We start from the raw sequence: 14,613 nt of genomic DNA on the forward strand, positions 1-14,613 counted from the left end.
CCGTCGTGTCCCCACCCAAGGTGCAAGCCGGGGATGCCCCCGGTGAACCTCTCAGGTTCCATGACAGATGGGGAGGAACATCCTTGCCTGTCATGTTTTCCGCCTTCGGGAACCGGGAGCCACGTCCACCATGAGCACCACCCCCCGTCTCACCGCCCTCGATGCCCTGCATCGTTCCCTGGGCGCGACCATGACCGACTTCGCCGGCTGGGACATGCCGCTGCGGTACGGCAGCGAGCGCGATGAGCACAACGCCGTCCGCACCAGGGCCGGTCTCTTCGACCTCTCCCACATGGGCGAGATCACCGTCACCGGCCCGCAGGCGGTCGACCTGCTCGACTACGCCCTGGTGGGGAACATGTCCACCATCGGCCCCGGCCGCGCGCGCTACACGATGATCTGCCAGGAGGACGGCGGCATCCTCGACGACCTGATCGTCTACCGCCTCGGCGAGACCGGGACCGGGTCTCCTGAATACATGGTCGTCGCGAACGCCTCCAACGCCCAGACCGTCCTGGACGCCCTGGTGGCCCGCTCGCGGCACAACGGGGGCTTCGACGCCGAGGTCCGCGACGACCGCGACGCGTACGCCCTGCTCGCCGTGCAGGGCCCCGAGTCCCCCGGCATCCTGAAGCAGCTCACCGACGCCGACCTGGACGGCCTGAAGTACTACGCGGGCCTCCCCGGCACCGTCGCCGGCGTCCCGGCGCTGATCGCCCGCACCGGCTACACCGGCGAGGACGGCTTCGAGCTCTTCCTGAAGCCGGAGCACGCCGAGGGCGTGTGGAAGGCGCTCACCGAGGCGGGCGCGGACGTCGGCCTCATCCCCTGCGGCCTGTCCTGCCGCGACACGCTGCGCCTGGAGGCGGGCATGCCGCTGTACGGGCACGAGCTGACCACCTCGCTCACCCCCTTCGACGCCGGTCTGGGCCGGGTCGTGAAGTTCGAGAAGCCGGGCGACTTCGTCGGCCGCAAGGCGCTGGAGGCCGCCGCCGAGCGCGCCGAGACCGCCCCGCCGCGCAAGCTGGTCGGCCTGGTCGCCGAGGGCCGCCGCGTCCCGCGCGCCGGCATGCGGGTGGTCGCGGGCGGCGAGGTCGTCGGCGAGATCACCTCGGGCGCCCCCTCCCCCACGCTCGGCGAGCCGATCGCGATGGCGTACGTCGACGCGGCCCACGCGGCCCCCGGCACCGAGGGCGTCGGCGTGGACATCCGCGGCACCCACGAGCCGTACAAGGTCGTGGCGCTGCCGTTCTACAAGCGACAGAAGTGACACGGTCGTCCCGGATCCCGTCTCACCCCGCAAGACCCCCGTACATCCGCACTCCCCCGGTACAGGAGAATCAGGTCATGAGCAACCCCCAGCAGCTTCGCTACAGCAAGGAGCACGAGTGGCTGTCGGCCGTCGAGGACGGCGTCGCCACGATCGGCATCACGGAGCACGCGGCCAACGCGCTCGGTGACATCGTCTTCGTCCAGCTCCCCGAGGTCGGCTCCACCGTGACCGCCACCGAGGAGTGCGGCGAGCTGGAGTCCACCAAGTCCGTGAGCGAGCTGTACTCCCCGGTGACCGGTGAGGTCGTCGAGGCGAACCAGGACGTCGTCGACGACCCGTCGCTGGTGAACTCCGCCCCGTTCGAGGGTGGCTGGCTGTTCAAGGTGCGCCTCACGGCCGAGCAGGACGACCTGCTCACCGCCGACGAGTACACCGCCTTCACCGCAGGCTGACCGAGACCCCCTAGGGATCGCTTCATGTCGCTTCTGAACACTCCCCTCCACGAGCTGGACCCGGACGTCGCCGCCGCCGTCGACGCCGAGCTCCGCCGCCAGCAGTCCACCCTCGAGATGATCGCCTCGGAGAACTTCGCTCCGGTCGCGGTCATGGAGGCCCAGGGCTCCGTCCTCACCAACAAGTACGCCGAGGGCTACCCGGGCCGCCGCTACTACGGCGGCTGCGAGCACGTCGACGTGGCCGAGCAGATCGCGATCGACCGGATCAAGGACCTGTTCGGCGCCGAGTACGCCAACGTGCAGCCGCACTCCGGCGCCTCCGCCAACCAGGCCGCGCTCTTCGCGATCGCCCAGCCGGGCGACACGATCCTGGGTCTCGACCTGGCGCACGGCGGCCACCTCACCCACGGCATGCGCCTGAACTTCTCGGGCAAGCAGTTCAACGTGGTCGCGTACCACGTGGACGAGGCCGGCCTGGTCGACATGGCCGAGGTCGAGCGCCTCGCCAAGGAGCACCGCCCGAAGGTGATCATCGCCGGCTGGTCGGCGTACCCGCGCCAGCTGGACTTCGCGGAGTTCCGCCGGATCGCCGACGAGGTCGAGGCGTACCTGTGGGTCGACATGGCCCACTTCGCGGGCCTGGTCGCGGCCGGTCTGCACCCGAACCCGGTCGAGTACGCCGACGTGGTGACCTCCACCACGCACAAGACGCTCGGCGGCCCGCGCGGCGGCATCATCCTGGCGAAGAAGGAGTTCGCGAAGAAGCTGAACTCCTCCGTCTTCCCGGGCTTCCAGGGCGGCCCCCTGGAGCACGTGATCGCGGCCAAGGCCGTCTCCTTCAAGGTCGCGGCCTCGGAGGAGTTCAAGGAGCGCCAGCAGCGCACCCTGGACGGCGCCCGGATCCTGGCCGAGCGCCTGGTCCAGGACGACGTCACGGCGCACGGCGTCTCGGTCCTCTCCGGCGGCACGGACGTGCACCTGGTCCTGGTGGACCTGCGCGACTCCGAGCTCGACGGCCAGCAGGCCGAGGACCGGCTCCACGAGGTCGGCATCACGGTCAACCGGAACGCCGTTCCGAACGACCCGCGCCCGCCGATGGTCACCTCCGGCCTGCGCATCGGCACGCCGGCCCTCGCCACCCGCGGCTTCACGGTCGAGGACTTCCGCGAGGTCGCCGACGTCATCGCCGAGACGCTGAAGCCCGGTTTCGACGCGGAGAAGGCCGAGTCGCTGAAGGCCCGCGTGACCGCGCTGGCCGAGAAGCACCCGCTGTACCCCGGCCTGAAGTAATTTCGTACGCTTTTGTTCGTACGAAAGCTCCGGGGCACCGCGCACACTGGAGGGTGAGCGCGGTGCCCCGCCCCATGTCTCCACCCCTTTCTCCCACGCTTTTCTGCTCCACCCCGGCAGACAACGGCGTCTAGCCCCCACAAGGAGTCCTCCCGTGGCCATCTCGGTCTTCGACCTGTTCTCGATCGGCATCGGCCCGTCCAGCTCCCACACGGTGGGCCCGATGCGCGCGGCCCGGATGTTCGCCCGCCGGCTGAAGAACGAGGGCCTGCTCGCCCACACGGCCAAGGTGCGGGCGGAGCTGTACGGCTCGCTCGGCGCCACCGGCCACGGCCACGGCACCCCGAAGGCGGTCCTCCTCGGCCTGGAGGGCAACTCGCCCCGCACGGTCGACGTGGAGCACGCCGACGAGGAGTTCGAGCGGATCAAGGCGAGCGGGCGGATCAACCTGCTCGGCGCCCACGACATCCCGTTCTCCTTCGACGACGACCTGGTCCTGCACCGCCGCAAGGCGCTGCCGTACCACGCCAACGGCATGACGGTCTTCGCGTACGACGCCGAGGGCGGGCTCGTCCTGGAGAAGACGTACTACTCCGTCGGCGGCGGCTTCGTGGTCGACGAGGACGCGGTGGCGGGCGAGAACCCGATCATCCCGGACGACACCGTCCTGAAGTACCCCTTCCGCACCGGCGACGAGCTGCTCCGCCTCACCAAGGAGACCGGCCTGTCGATCTCCTCCCTGATGCTGGAGAACGAGAAGGCCTGGCGCACCGAGGACGAGATCCGGGCCGGCCTCCTGGAGATCTGGCGGGTCATGCAGGCCTGCGTCTCGCGCGGCATGTCCCGCGAGGGCATCCTCCCCGGCGGTCTGAAGGTCCGCCGCCGCGCCGCGACGCTGGCCCGCGGGCTGCGCTCCGAAGGCGACCCGGCGATGCACGCGATGGAGTGGATCACCCTCTACGCGATGGCCGTGAACGAGGAGAACGCGGCGGGCGGCCGGGTGGTCACCGCCCCGACGAACGGCGCGGCCGGCATCATCCCGGCGGTCCTGCACTACTACATGAACTTCGTGCCCGGCGCCGACGAGGACGGCATCGTCCGCTTCCTCCTCGCCGCCGGCGCGGTCGGCATGCTCTTCAAGGAGAACGCCTCGATCTCCGGCGCCGAGGTCGGCTGCCAGGGCGAGGTCGGCTCCGCCTGCTCGATGGCGGCCGGCGCCCTCGCCGAGGTCCTGGGCGGCTCCCCCGAGCAGGTGGAGAACGCCGCCGAGATCGGCATGGAGCACAACCTGGGCCTCACCTGCGACCCGGTCGGCGGCCTCGTCCAGATCCCGTGCATCGAACGGAACGGCATGGCGGCGGTCAAGGCCGTCACGGCGGCGAAGATGTCGATGCGCGGCGACGGCAGCCACCTGGTCTCCCTCGACAAGGTCATCAAGACCATGAAGGAGACGGGCGCCGACATGAGCGTCAAGTACAAGGAGACCGCCCGCGGCGGCCTCGCGGTGAACATCATCGAGTGCTGATCCGCGCGCGCTCGTGACGAACGGCCGGTCCCGCCCCCACGGGACCGGCCGTCGCGCGTTCGGGTCAGTAGCGGACCCAGAGGACGATGACGTCCGGGCGGGTGGAGGTGAAGGGCTCGCAGAGGAAGATCGGGCCCCAGAGGGTGTAGCCGGCCTGGCCGGCGGCCTGGCACTCGGCGTACGAGGAGTGGTGGCTGCGCGGGTAGAAGCCGGGGCCGGCGGCCTCGGCCGAGCCGGCCGTGCCGAGGGCGAGGGCTCCGGCGGTGGCCGCGGTGGCGAGCGCGGCTGCGACGCGACGGTACATGGCATGTCCTCCTGAAATGAACGATGCGATGTGGTGCGTGGGGGTCTCGGGCGGTTCCCGACGGCTGCGCAGCCGGGACGAAACGTATCGGCGCACCCCCGGCCCGGCAATAGGTCTAGGCCAATCCTCGGATGGATGTCCGAAAACGCTGAGAACGGCCGGTTCTCGCCGCTTCGGGCCCGGCGTCAGAGCCGCAGCCAGTGCGGGTCCGGAACCACCGTGAGGAGGGCGGAGAGGGCCACGATCACGGCGAGGACGGCGAGTTCCACGCGGGCCGGAGGGACCGCGTCGGCGCCGGAGCGCAGCCGCGCGCGGGCCGCGAGGGCGAGCAGGCTGGCGCCGCCGAAGAGGGCGAGCTTCACCAGCAGGACCCGGCCGTAGGCGGTGGCGAACACCGCCTCGGCGGGCAGGCGGCGCAGGGTGGAGACGGTGCCGGTGACGGCTAGGGCCGCGTAGACGCAGGCGGCCATCCGGGCGTACCGCAGGAGCACCGCGCGGCCGCCCTCGCCGCGCGGCCGCAGGACCCGCAGGACGTACAGCAGGGTCCCGGTCCAGAGCGATGCGGCGGTCAGGTGGACGACGGTGAGGGCGGTGCCGACGCCGAAGCCGGCGGTCTCGGGGTGGGCGCGCAGCGCCTCGGCGACGATCGCGGCGGCGAGCGGGAGGGCGGCGAGGCCGGGGCGACGGGAGGCGGCGCAGACGGCGGCCAGGAGGCAGGCGTTGGCGGTGAGGAGCAGCAGCCGGCCCTCGCGGAGCCCGTAGACGACGGGGAGGTCGAGGCCGCTGACGGCGGCGAGGAGCAGCAGGAGGCCGGCGGCGGCGCCGGCGGCGAGGAGGGCGCCGGGGACGGCGAGGGGGCGCGGCAGGACCCCCTGGCCCGCGAGTCGGCGGCCGGCGAGTTCGCCGACGGCGACGGCGAGGCCGGTCAGCAGGAGGAGCCGGAGCAGGGTGGTGGTTCCGGCCGCGGGTATGCGCAGTTCGCCGGTGCCGGCGCGGGCGAGGCCCGCGCCGAGGACGGCGACGGCGAGGACGCCGAGGACGGCGGCGGCGAGGGCCACCGCGCCTCGGCGGCTGGGGGTGCCGAAGGGTCCGGGAAGCGTCACCGGACGATCGTCACCGAGCCCGGGAGGGGCGGCAACTCAGGGTGGACACCGCCCCGTCCCGGTCCCGTCGCCGGCCGGGGCCGGGGTCAGGCCTTGTTGAGGTGGGCCCAGAACTCGTCCCACGACAGCTGCCCGTCGCCGTTGTCGTCGCGCTGCTTGATGAGGGCCTCGGCCACCGTCTCGGTGACGTTGAAGTCGCCCAGCTGGGCCATGACGCTCTTGTACTCCGCGGCGGTGATGAAGCCGTCCCCGTCCACGTCGTACCGGTTGAATGCCGTCCGTGCCGACTCGATGTCCGCCACTGCTTCCGCCCCTTCTCGGTGCTGTTATGACGGGGGTCAGATTAGCTGGCCGCGCGGTGTCCGATGAGGGCGGTACGAGCACGGGCGCGACCCGCGTCCCCGAGGCCGCGGCGCGCGGCCGGACGAGCGGGACGCGGGACCGGGCGGCGGGGCGTCCACTATGTGGATGATCGAGAGAAACAATCAATGAACCGCATAGTCATTCATGGTTTGCAAGGCGCGTGCCGCATGTCACCAACGATTCACTATTAAAACGTCACTATATGTCCCTCTTGGTGGCTATATGGACGTTTGGCGGTGTGGCCTGCCGTCTGTCATAGTCGGTGACACGACCCCCATTGACCCGGGCAAGGTCGCCTCTGCGGCCGTGGATACACCCCCCCGTCCACGGCGCATCACACGGAAGCCCCCACGCGGCCCCACCACGGCGCACGGGGGCTTTCGTGCGTCCGGGGCCCGTCAGCGGTCGGTGACCCGCATCTCGAACCAGGTCGTCTTGCCGCGCGGCCCGAGGTCCGCGCCCCAGCGGTCGGAGAGCTTGTCGACGAGGAAGAGGCCCCGGCCGCTGACGTCGAGCTCGGCCACCGGCATGAGGCAGGGCAGCCCGCGCGAGGGGTCGCGCACCTCGATCCGGATCCGGCCGGGGCGGCGCTGGGCGCGCAGCACGAAGACCCGGGCGCCGGTGTGCCGGACCGCGTTGCCGACGAGCTCGGAGACCAGCAGGACGGCGTGCTCGGCGAGGTTCGGGCCGAGCCCCCACTGGCGGAGCACCACGTACCGGGTCATGCGGCGGGCGATCCTCGCCGACTCCGGGAGCGACGGCATCCGCACGTCGGTCTCCGCGGGATTGCCGTACCGGTCCATCGCCGCGAGGGCCTCTTCGTCCTCCAGGGTCGGTGTCCACCGGGCGGCGGGCACGCCGCCCTGCCGTGGTTGTTCCCTGCTCTCCAGGCCCGCCATGTGCTCCATGATGGCCGCAGGAGACGGCCCGCGGGGGCCGTTCCGGTGGAATGGCCCCCGCGGGACGGCATGTCGCCGTGACGGTCCGTCGGCTGACGGGCCGTCCGGCGGCGGTCAGGCGAACTTCGCCTTGCCCGGGCCCTCTTCGACGAAGCTGCGCATGCCGGTCTCGCGGTCGGCGGTGGCGAACAGCGCGGAGAACCAGGTCCTTTCGAGGGCGAGGCCGGTGTCGATGTCGGCCTCCAGGCCCTGGTCGATCGCCTCCTTGGCGGCGCGCAGCGCCACCGCCGGGCCCTGGGCGAGCTTCGCGGCCCAGGCGTGCGCCTGCTCGTACACCTCGACGGCCGGGACGACCCGGTCGACCAGACCGAGCGTGAGGGCCTCGTCCGCCTTCACCATCCGGCCGGTGAAGATGAGGTCCTTGGCCTTGGAGGGGCCGACGAGCCGGGACAGCCGCTGGGTGCCGCCGGCGCCGGGGATCAGGCCGAGCAGGATCTCGGGCTGCCCGAGCTTGGCGTTGTCGGCGGCGATCCGGTAGTCGGCGCAGAGCGCGAGCTCGCAGCCGCCGCCGAGGGCGTAGCCGGTGACGGCGGCGACGACCGGCTTGGGGATGCGGGCGACGGCGGTGAAGGAGTCCTGGAGGGCGCGCGACCGCTCGACCATGGCCACGTGGTCCATGACCTGCATCTCCTTGATGTCCGCGCCGGCCGCGAAGACCTTCTCGCCGCCGTAGAGGACCACGGCCCGCACGTCGTCGCGGTCGGTGGCCTCCTGGGCCAGCTCGCGCAGCCGGTCCTGGGTGGCGATGTCCAGCGCGTTCATCGGCGGGCGGTCGAGGCGGATCGTGCCGACGCCGTCGGCGACTTCGAGGTTCACAGTCATGGGGTGAAGGTTAGTGGCCGTTAACGGCGCGGGGCCCGGTGCCGTTGCTCACAGAGCGACGGCACCGGGCCCCGGGTCACGCGCGGATCAGGCGGTCCACTCCGCCCACGACATGTTCCAGCCGTTCAGGCCGTTCTCCGGCTTGATCTGCTTGTCCTTGGAGTTCTTCACGATGACGACGTCACCGATGATCGAACGGTCGAAGAACCAGGCGGCCGGGGTGGAGCTGTCGCCCGCGCCCCGGGTGTCCGAGAGGCCGACGCAGCCGTGGCTGACGTTCTGGGAGCCGAAGGTGGACTTCGGGGCCCAGTAGTTGCCGTGCACGAAGGTGCCGGAGGTGGACAGCCGCATGGCGTGCGGCACATCCTTGATGTCGTACTCGCCGCCGAAGCCGACGGTGGCCCCGTTCATGCGGGTCACCTTGTACTTCTCGCTGATGACCATCTGGCCGTTGTACGTGGTCGTGGACGGGGCGCCCGCGGTGATCGGGAGGGTCTTGATGATCTTCCCGTCGCGCTCGACCTTCATCGTCTTGGCGCTCGCGTCGACCGTGGAGACCTGTCGGCGGCCGATGGTGAAGGAGTACGTCTTCTTCTGCTTGCCGTAGACGCCCGGGCGGCCCTCGACGCCGTCCAGGTTCAGCTCGACGGTGACCTTCGTCCCCGCCTTCCAGTACTGCTCGGGGCGGAAGTCGAGGCGGTCGTTGCCGAACCAGTGGCCCTCGATCTCGACGGCCGGCTCGGCCGTCACCTTGATGGCCTTCTCCACGGCCTCCGGGTCGGTGATGCCCCGGGTGAAGTTGACGGAGACCGGCATGCCGACGCCGACGGTCGTCCCGGCCTCCGGCGTGTAGTGGCCGATGAAGGTGTTCTTCGGGGTCAGCGTGGTGAAGGTGGTGTCCTTCGCGGACTCCCGGCCCTCGGCGTCCTTCGCGATCGCGTGGACCTTGTACTGGGTCCCGGCCGACAGGTGGGCCAGCGGCTCCCAGCTCGCGCCGTCCGCCGAGATCTTCCCCTCGACCGCGGCGCCCTTGGAGTCGGCGACGGTCACGGTGGTCAGCTTGCCCTGCGCCGCGGTGACCTTGAGGGCCCCGCTGGTGGCGACCGCGTCGGCGCCGTCCTTCGGCAGGACGGTGACGACCGCCTGGGAGGCGGCGTTGTCGGGGGCGGTGCTCCCCTGACCGGCGCCCTTGCCGCCCGCGCCCGCGCCGGACCCGGCCTGCTCCCCGCCGCCGCAGGCGGTGAGGACCACCATCAGCGCCCCCGCGGCCAGCGCTCCGAGCCGGACGCCCCGCCGCCGTGCCGGCGTCCCCGATATCGGCTGCCCGTTCACTCTGGTTCTCCCCTCGCACGACCCGGCCGCCGGCCGGGCCCCACCCCCTGTACGCACGTCCCGCGCACGGCGTTAGATAATCACACCGGAAGACACGAAAGTTCCACGTGAATGTCACCGTTCAGTTCCAGTCGGGACGAGGCCGGAGGCGGGCGGGGAGCGGCTCGCGTCCGGCCCGGCGGCCGGGGGCGGTTCAGCGGAGCGCGGAGCCCTTCCGCCACTCCTCCCAGTCCATGTTCCAGCCGCCCAGGCCGTTGTCCGGGGCGACCGCGCGGTCCCGGGAGTTGACCACCTCGACGACGTCGCCGACGAGGCTCCGGTCGAAGAACCAGCCCGCCGGGGTGTCGGCGCCGCCGCCCTTCACGTCCCGCAGCCCCACGCAGCCGTGGCTCACGTTGGCCGAGCCGAAAGTGGACGCGTCGGCCCAGTAGTTGCCGTGGATGAAGGTGCCCGACTCGGTGAGCCGCATGGCGTGCGGCACGTCCTTGATGTCGTACTCGCCGCCGAAGCCGACCGTGGCGCCGTTCATCCGCGTCACGTCGTACAGCTCGGTCACCACCATCTTCCCGTTGTACGTGGTGGTCTTCGGGGCGCCCGCGGTGATCGGCAGGGTGGCGAGCAGCCGCCCGTCCCGGCGCACCTCCATGGTGTGGGCGGCGGCGTCGACCAGGGAGACCTGGGAGCGGCCGACGGTGAAGCCGACCGTCTTGCGCTGGATGCCGTACACGCCGGGGGCGCCCTCCACGTCCCGCAGGCCGAGTTCGACCGTCACCTTCGTGCCGGCCGCCCAGTACGCGGCCGGGCGGAAGTCGAGCCGCTCCTTGCCGAACCAGTGGCCCACGACCTCCACCGGTGGGTCGGCGGTGACCCGGATGGCCCGTTCCACCTCGGCGCGGTTCTCGACCGGCCGGTTGAAGCCGAAGGAGACGATCATGCCGGCGCCGACCGTGGAACGGTTCTCCGGAGTGAAGTAGCCGATGAAGCGGCTCTCCGGCACCACCGTGGTGAAGGTGGTGTGCCGGGCCGAGCGGCGCCCGTGGGCGTCGAGCGCCACCGCGTCCACGCTGTACTTCGCGGCGAGCGCGAGCCGGGTGCCGTCGGCGGGCCGCCAGCGCAGCCCGTCGGCCGCGATCGCCCCGGGCACGGCGGCCCGGCGGCCGTCCGCCACCTGGGTCACGCTCACCCGTTCGAGTCGCCCGCTGTCCACCCGCACCTCCAGGGGCCCGTCCGCGGCGACCGCCCGGCTGCCGTCCTCCGGGCTCACCCGGATCACGTCGCCGGGGGCCCTCGCCTTGCCCGGGAGGTCCAGGCCGAGGCCCCCTCCCCCGTCCGATCCGGTGCAGCCGGCGAGGCCCACCAGGAGCCCCGCCACCGCGAGGAATTGCCCGGCCCGTTCCCATACACGTGTCACGCGTGGCCCAACGACGACCCCCCTCCAGGGGAAACGTCCGTGCGGGCCATGTTGGGGGGACCCCGGCGCGGGAAGAACAGGGGAGTACGACCGGGAGCACACGAGGGTGCGGGAGGACGCGCGGGGCAGGGGCCGGGACGCCCTCGCCCCGTCACGCGGGCCCCGCCGGAGCCGCGGGAGGCCAGGGCGGTGTCGAGCGCAGCCGAACAGCAGGCGGTACCGGAGCATGCCCCGGGACGGACCGCGCCCCCGGTGTGGCCGGGGACGCCCACCCCGCTCGGGGCCCGCTGCCGGACCGGCCCCGACGGGACCCGGGGCACCAACTTCGCGCTCTGGGCGGGCGGGGCGGAGGCCGTGGAGCTCTGCCTCTTCGCGCCCGACGGCACCGAGACCCGGCTGCCGCTGACCGAACTCACCCACGAGATCTGGCACGGCTTCGTCCCGGGCGTCGGCCCCGGGCAGCGGTACGGCTACCGGGTGCACGGCCGCTGGGACCCGTGGACCGGCGCCCGCTGGAACCCGGCGAAGCTGCTCCTCGACCCGTACGCGCGGGCCGTCGACGGCGACTTCGCGGCGCTGCCCCCGGAGGCGTACGGGCACGTCAGGGACTGGCCCCAGCAGCACGTCGCCGACACCGTCCGCGACGAGCGGGACTCCGCCCCGCACGTGCCCAAGGGGGTCGTCGTGCGGGACGACGACGACTGGTCCGACGACCGCAGGCCCAAGACGCCCTGGCAGGACTCCGTCATCTACGAACTCCACGTCAAGGGCTTCACCGCCCGGCACCCCGGCATCCCCGAGCGGCTGCGCGGCACCTACGCGGGGCTCGCCCACCCGGCCGCGATCGACCACCTCGTCCGGCTCGGCGTGACGGCGGTCGAGCTCCTGCCGGTGCACCAGTTCGCCCACGAGGACCACCTGCTGCGGCGCGGCCTCACCAACTACTGGGGCTACAACTCGATCGGCTACTTCGCCCCGCACGCCGGCTACTCCTCGTCCGGCACCACCGGCCAGCAGGTCGGCGAATTCAAGCGGATGGTGCGGGCGCTGCACGCGGCGGGCATCGAGGTGATCCTCGACGTCGTCTACAACCACACGGCGGAGGCCGGCGAGCTCGGCCCCACGCTGTCGCTGAAGGGCATCGACAACCGCGGCTACTACCGGCTCCAGTCCGACGCGCGGAGGTACGCCGACTACACCGGCTGCGGCAACACGCTCCACGTCGTCCAGCCGCAGGTGCTGCGGCTCATCACCGACTCCCTGCGGTACTGGGTCACCGAGATGGGCGTCGACGGCTTCCGCTTCGACCTGGCGGCCGCGCTCGCCCGCTCGATGCACGACGTCGACATGCTCTCGCCGTTCCTCGCCGTCATCGCCCAGGACCCGGTGCTCCGCCGGGTCAAGCTCATCGCCGAACCCTGGGACGTCGGCAACGGCGGCTACCAGGTCGGCGCCTTCCCGCCGCTGTGGACCGAGTGGAACGACCGCTACCGGGACGCCGTACGGGACTTCTGGCGCGGCGCGCTGCCCGACGTCCGGGACCTCGGCTACCGGCTCTCCGGCTCCAGCGACCTGTACGCCTGGGGCGGCCGCCGCCCCTACGCCTCCGTCAACTTCGTCACCGCCCACGACGGCTTCACGCTCCGCGACCTCGTCACCTACGAGCGCAAGCACAACGAGGCCAACGGCGAGGGCAACCGCGACGGCACCCACGACAACCGCTCCTGGAACTGCGGCGCGGAGGGCGAGACCGACGACCCCGCCATCGGCGCCCTCCGGCTGCGCCAGCTCCGCAACCTGCTCACCACGCTGCTGCTCTCCACCGGCGTGCCGATGCTGGTCGCCGGCGACGAGATGGGCCGCACCCAGGGCGGCAACAACAACGCCTACTGCCAGGACAACGAGACCAGCTGGCTCGACTGGTCGCTGCCGGACGACCCCGGCCGCGCCCAGCTCCTCGCCCTCACCCGGCGGTTGCTGGCCCTCCGCCACCGCCACCCGGTGCTGCGCCGCCGCGCCTTCTTCTCCGGCCGGCCGCAGGGCGCGGACGGGCTGCGGGACCTCGCGTGGTTCGGCCCCGACGGCCGGGAGATGACCGAACGGGACTGGTACGCGCCCTCGGCGACGCTCGCCCTCTACCTGTCGGGCCGCGACATACCGGGCCGCGACGAGCGGGGCGAGCAGGTCCTCGACGACAGCTTCCTCGCCGTCCTCCACGCGGGCCCCGACCCCCTGGACTTCCGCCTCCCCGGCCCGCCCTGGGCCCAGACCTACGAACGCGTCCTCGACACCTCCCTGGACGACCAGACCGCACCCCCGGGCACCCTCCACCCGGGCGGCGCGGTGCTCCGGGTGGAGGGGCGGTCGGTGGTGCTGCTGCGGGTGGCGGGGTAGACCCGCGGGCGACGGGGTCAGCGGAGCGCGACGTAACAGGTGAAGTCGCCGCGGGCGTGGGCGTCGGGCCCGGTGTACACGAAGCTGATGCTCTCGTGGCCGCTGGTCCAGAACGTGTCGGCGGGCCGGGCGCCGGCCTTCCACGCGGCGGGGGCCTTCCGGAAGGCGGTACGGCACCGCTCGACGGCGAGCCGGTCCCCGACGCCCTCGGGGTCCGCGTCGCGGACGGTCTCGTCGATCCGCTGCTGGGCGAAGACCCGCAGGTCGGCGCCGCGGCAGGGGACGACGCGGACGAGGCCGGTGTGGTCGAGGCCGGTGTCGGTGGACGCGCAGGCGCCCGGCTCGACCCCGGTCATCGCGGTGAGCACCGTCCTCGCGGTCTCGGAACGCTGGGTGGCCGGGACGAGGGCCGTGACCGGGGCGCCGTGACCGGTGAGGGCGAGTTCGACGCGGAGGCCGGTCAGCCGGCGCAGCGTCCCCTCGTCGTGCAGGTGCGCGAGGAGCTTCCCGAAGTCGGCCTCGGCGCGGACCAGCCGGCCCCGCCGGTCGAGCTCGACGACGACCGTCTGCGCGGGGCCGCGCCCCTCCACGTGTCCGGCGACGGCGGGCGGCAGCGCGCTCCGCGCCGTCAGGTCGTCGACGTGCGCGCGGTACCGGCGCCCACCGCCGGGCAGCGTCTCGGAGTCGACGGCGGAGGAGACCTTCAGGACCTCCGCGAGGGTGCCTCCCCACGGGGCCGCGTCGCCGGCCAGGCCGAGGACGCCCCCGGCGGCGTCGGCGAACTCCTTGGGGTCGGAGGCGGCGTACCGCAGCCAGACCCCGCTCTCCTGGCGGTACGCGATCTCGTTGCCCTCGACCGCGTACTCGTGCCGCTCGGTCCGGCCGGGCGTGAAGTCCAGGTCGTCCGCGACGGACGCCGAGAAACCGGCCGGCACGCGGCGGGTCCGCTCCACGCGGGCGGCCTCCTTCCCCCAGTCGAGGACGCCGGCCGTCCGCTCCACGGCGCTTCCGCCGGAGGTCCGGTAGGTGACGGTCTGGGTGAAGCGGGCCGTCCCGATGTCCGCGAGCACCTCGCCCGCGGCGGCGGGCTGCCGCCGCGGAGGCATCTCGAAGACGGGCAGCCGGGTCGGGGAGGCGGTCGCGGTCGCGGTCGGGGCCTTGTCCCGGGGGCCGTCGGCCTTCTCCGCGCCGCTCTCGCAGCCGGCGACGGCCAGCAGCAACGGCAGCGCGACGACCGCCGCGCGGAATCTCTGACGTGCCCTCATCGTGTCTCTCCCACCCCTGATACGTGCACAGGGCAGGGATCCTACGGAGGCGGCGACGGCGCCGCGGCGGCGGAGGGGGCCGAGGGGGGCCGGGGCTGAAAATCGGGTGAGGGGTGT

Annotated in this window: 13 protein-coding genes; 5 read left to right on the forward strand and 8 right to left on the reverse strand. The window is 72.6% G+C overall.

Annotated elements, in window-relative coordinates; translation table 11 throughout:
• Nucleotides 1-130: 130 nt before the first annotated feature.
• The 4 genes from gcvT (at nt 131) to ACFZCF_RS06510 (ending at nt 4,543) form a co-directional block, all read left to right on the forward strand.
• Nucleotides 131-1,270 (forward strand): glycine cleavage system aminomethyltransferase GcvT, encoded by a 1,140-nt coding sequence (gene gcvT / locus ACFZCF_RS06495; protein ID WP_391285033.1) that lies wholly within the window; start codon nt 131-133, stop codon nt 1,268-1,270.
• Between the two features lie 77 nt (nt 1,271-1,347).
• Entirely contained in the window at nt 1,348-1,725 is a 378-nt protein-coding gene (gene gcvH, locus ACFZCF_RS06500) for a glycine cleavage system protein GcvH (protein WP_189946960.1), read from the forward strand.
• A 24-nt stretch (nt 1,726-1,749) separates the two neighbouring features.
• Complete coding sequence (gene glyA / locus ACFZCF_RS06505) at nt 1,750-3,018, forward strand: serine hydroxymethyltransferase (RefSeq protein ID WP_388436072.1); 1,269 nt, start codon at nt 1,750-1,752, stop codon at nt 3,016-3,018.
• Nucleotides 3,019-3,172: 154 nt separating this feature from the next.
• Complete coding sequence (locus ACFZCF_RS06510) at nt 3,173-4,543, forward strand: L-serine ammonia-lyase (protein WP_388436074.1); 1,371 nt, start codon at nt 3,173-3,175, stop codon at nt 4,541-4,543.
• Nucleotides 4,544-4,607: 64 nt separating this feature from the next.
• Here ACFZCF_RS06510 and ACFZCF_RS06515 read toward each other — a convergent pair whose 3' ends face one another.
• The 7 genes from ACFZCF_RS06515 to ACFZCF_RS06545 form a co-directional block, all read right to left on the reverse strand.
• Entirely contained in the window at nt 4,608-4,847 is a 240-nt protein-coding gene (locus ACFZCF_RS06515; RefSeq protein ID WP_388436077.1) for a hypothetical protein, read from the reverse strand.
• A 185-nt stretch (nt 4,848-5,032) separates the two neighbouring features.
• The gene (locus ACFZCF_RS06520; protein WP_388436080.1) at nt 5,033-5,950 is read right to left on the reverse strand and encodes a CopD family protein; all 918 of its coding nucleotides are present in this window, start codon (nt 5,948-5,950) and stop codon (nt 5,033-5,035) included.
• A gap of 86 nt (nt 5,951-6,036) precedes the next feature.
• Complete coding sequence (locus ACFZCF_RS06525) at nt 6,037-6,252, reverse strand: EF-hand domain-containing protein (protein WP_169086627.1); 216 nt, start codon at nt 6,250-6,252, stop codon at nt 6,037-6,039.
• A 459-nt stretch (nt 6,253-6,711) separates the two neighbouring features.
• Nucleotides 6,712-7,212, reverse strand: coding sequence for an ATP-binding protein (locus ACFZCF_RS06530; RefSeq protein ID WP_388436082.1), 501 nt, complete (start codon nt 7,210-7,212; stop codon nt 6,712-6,714).
• A gap of 114 nt (nt 7,213-7,326) precedes the next feature.
• Entirely contained in the window at nt 7,327-8,094 is a 768-nt protein-coding gene (locus tag ACFZCF_RS06535) for an enoyl-CoA hydratase-related protein (protein ID WP_391285037.1), read from the reverse strand.
• A gap of 87 nt (nt 8,095-8,181) precedes the next feature.
• Complete coding sequence (locus ACFZCF_RS06540) at nt 8,182-9,426, reverse strand: Ig-like domain-containing protein (protein WP_388436088.1); 1,245 nt, start codon at nt 9,424-9,426, stop codon at nt 8,182-8,184.
• A 193-nt stretch (nt 9,427-9,619) separates the two neighbouring features.
• A complete protein-coding gene (locus ACFZCF_RS06545) occupies nt 9,620-10,837 on the reverse strand; it encodes an Ig-like domain-containing protein (RefSeq protein WP_388436090.1) in 1,218 nt (405 codons plus the stop codon).
• Nucleotides 10,838-11,026: 189 nt separating this feature from the next.
• Here ACFZCF_RS06545 and glgX point away from each other — a divergent pair, with 189 nt between their 5' ends.
• Nucleotides 11,027-13,231 carry a glycogen debranching protein GlgX gene (gene glgX / locus ACFZCF_RS06550; RefSeq protein WP_388436093.1) on the forward strand — a complete coding sequence of 735 codons (2,205 nt, stop codon included), beginning with the start codon at nt 11,027-11,029 and terminating at the stop codon, nt 13,229-13,231.
• A 17-nt stretch (nt 13,232-13,248) separates the two neighbouring features.
• On the opposite strand, the gene ACFZCF_RS06555 is transcribed toward glgX, so the two are convergent.
• Nucleotides 13,249-14,496, reverse strand: a complete 1,248-nt coding sequence (locus ACFZCF_RS06555; protein WP_391285040.1) for a hypothetical protein — start codon at nt 14,494-14,496, stop codon at nt 13,249-13,251.
• Between the last annotated feature and the right edge of the window lie 117 nt (nt 14,497-14,613).

Origin of the sequence: Streptomyces sp. NPDC007945 (assembly GCF_042958885.1) — a bacterium.
Lineage (GTDB): Bacteria > Actinomycetota > Actinomycetes > Streptomycetales > Streptomycetaceae > Streptomyces.

Excerpts from the sequence above, each read along its gene's own strand:
- ACFZCF_RS06530 (WP_388436082.1), bottom strand. The coding sequence starts at position 7,212 with ATGGCGGGCCTGGAGAGCAGGGAACAACCACGGCAGGGCGGCGTGCCC.
- gcvT (WP_391285033.1), top strand. The coding sequence starts at position 131 with ATGAGCACCACCCCCCGTCTCACCGCCCTCGATGCCCTGCATCGTTCC.
- ACFZCF_RS06515 (WP_388436077.1), bottom strand. The coding sequence starts at position 4,847 with ATGTACCGTCGCGTCGCAGCCGCGCTCGCCACCGCGGCCACCGCCGGA.
- ACFZCF_RS06535 (WP_391285037.1), bottom strand. The coding sequence starts at position 8,094 with ATGACTGTGAACCTCGAAGTCGCCGACGGCGTCGGCACGATCCGCCTC.
- ACFZCF_RS06555 (WP_391285040.1), bottom strand. The coding sequence starts at position 14,496 with ATGAGGGCACGTCAGAGATTCCGCGCGGCGGTCGTCGCGCTGCCGTTG.
- glyA (WP_388436072.1), top strand. The coding sequence starts at position 1,750 with ATGTCGCTTCTGAACACTCCCCTCCACGAGCTGGACCCGGACGTCGCC.
- gcvH (WP_189946960.1), top strand. The coding sequence starts at position 1,348 with ATGAGCAACCCCCAGCAGCTTCGCTACAGCAAGGAGCACGAGTGGCTG.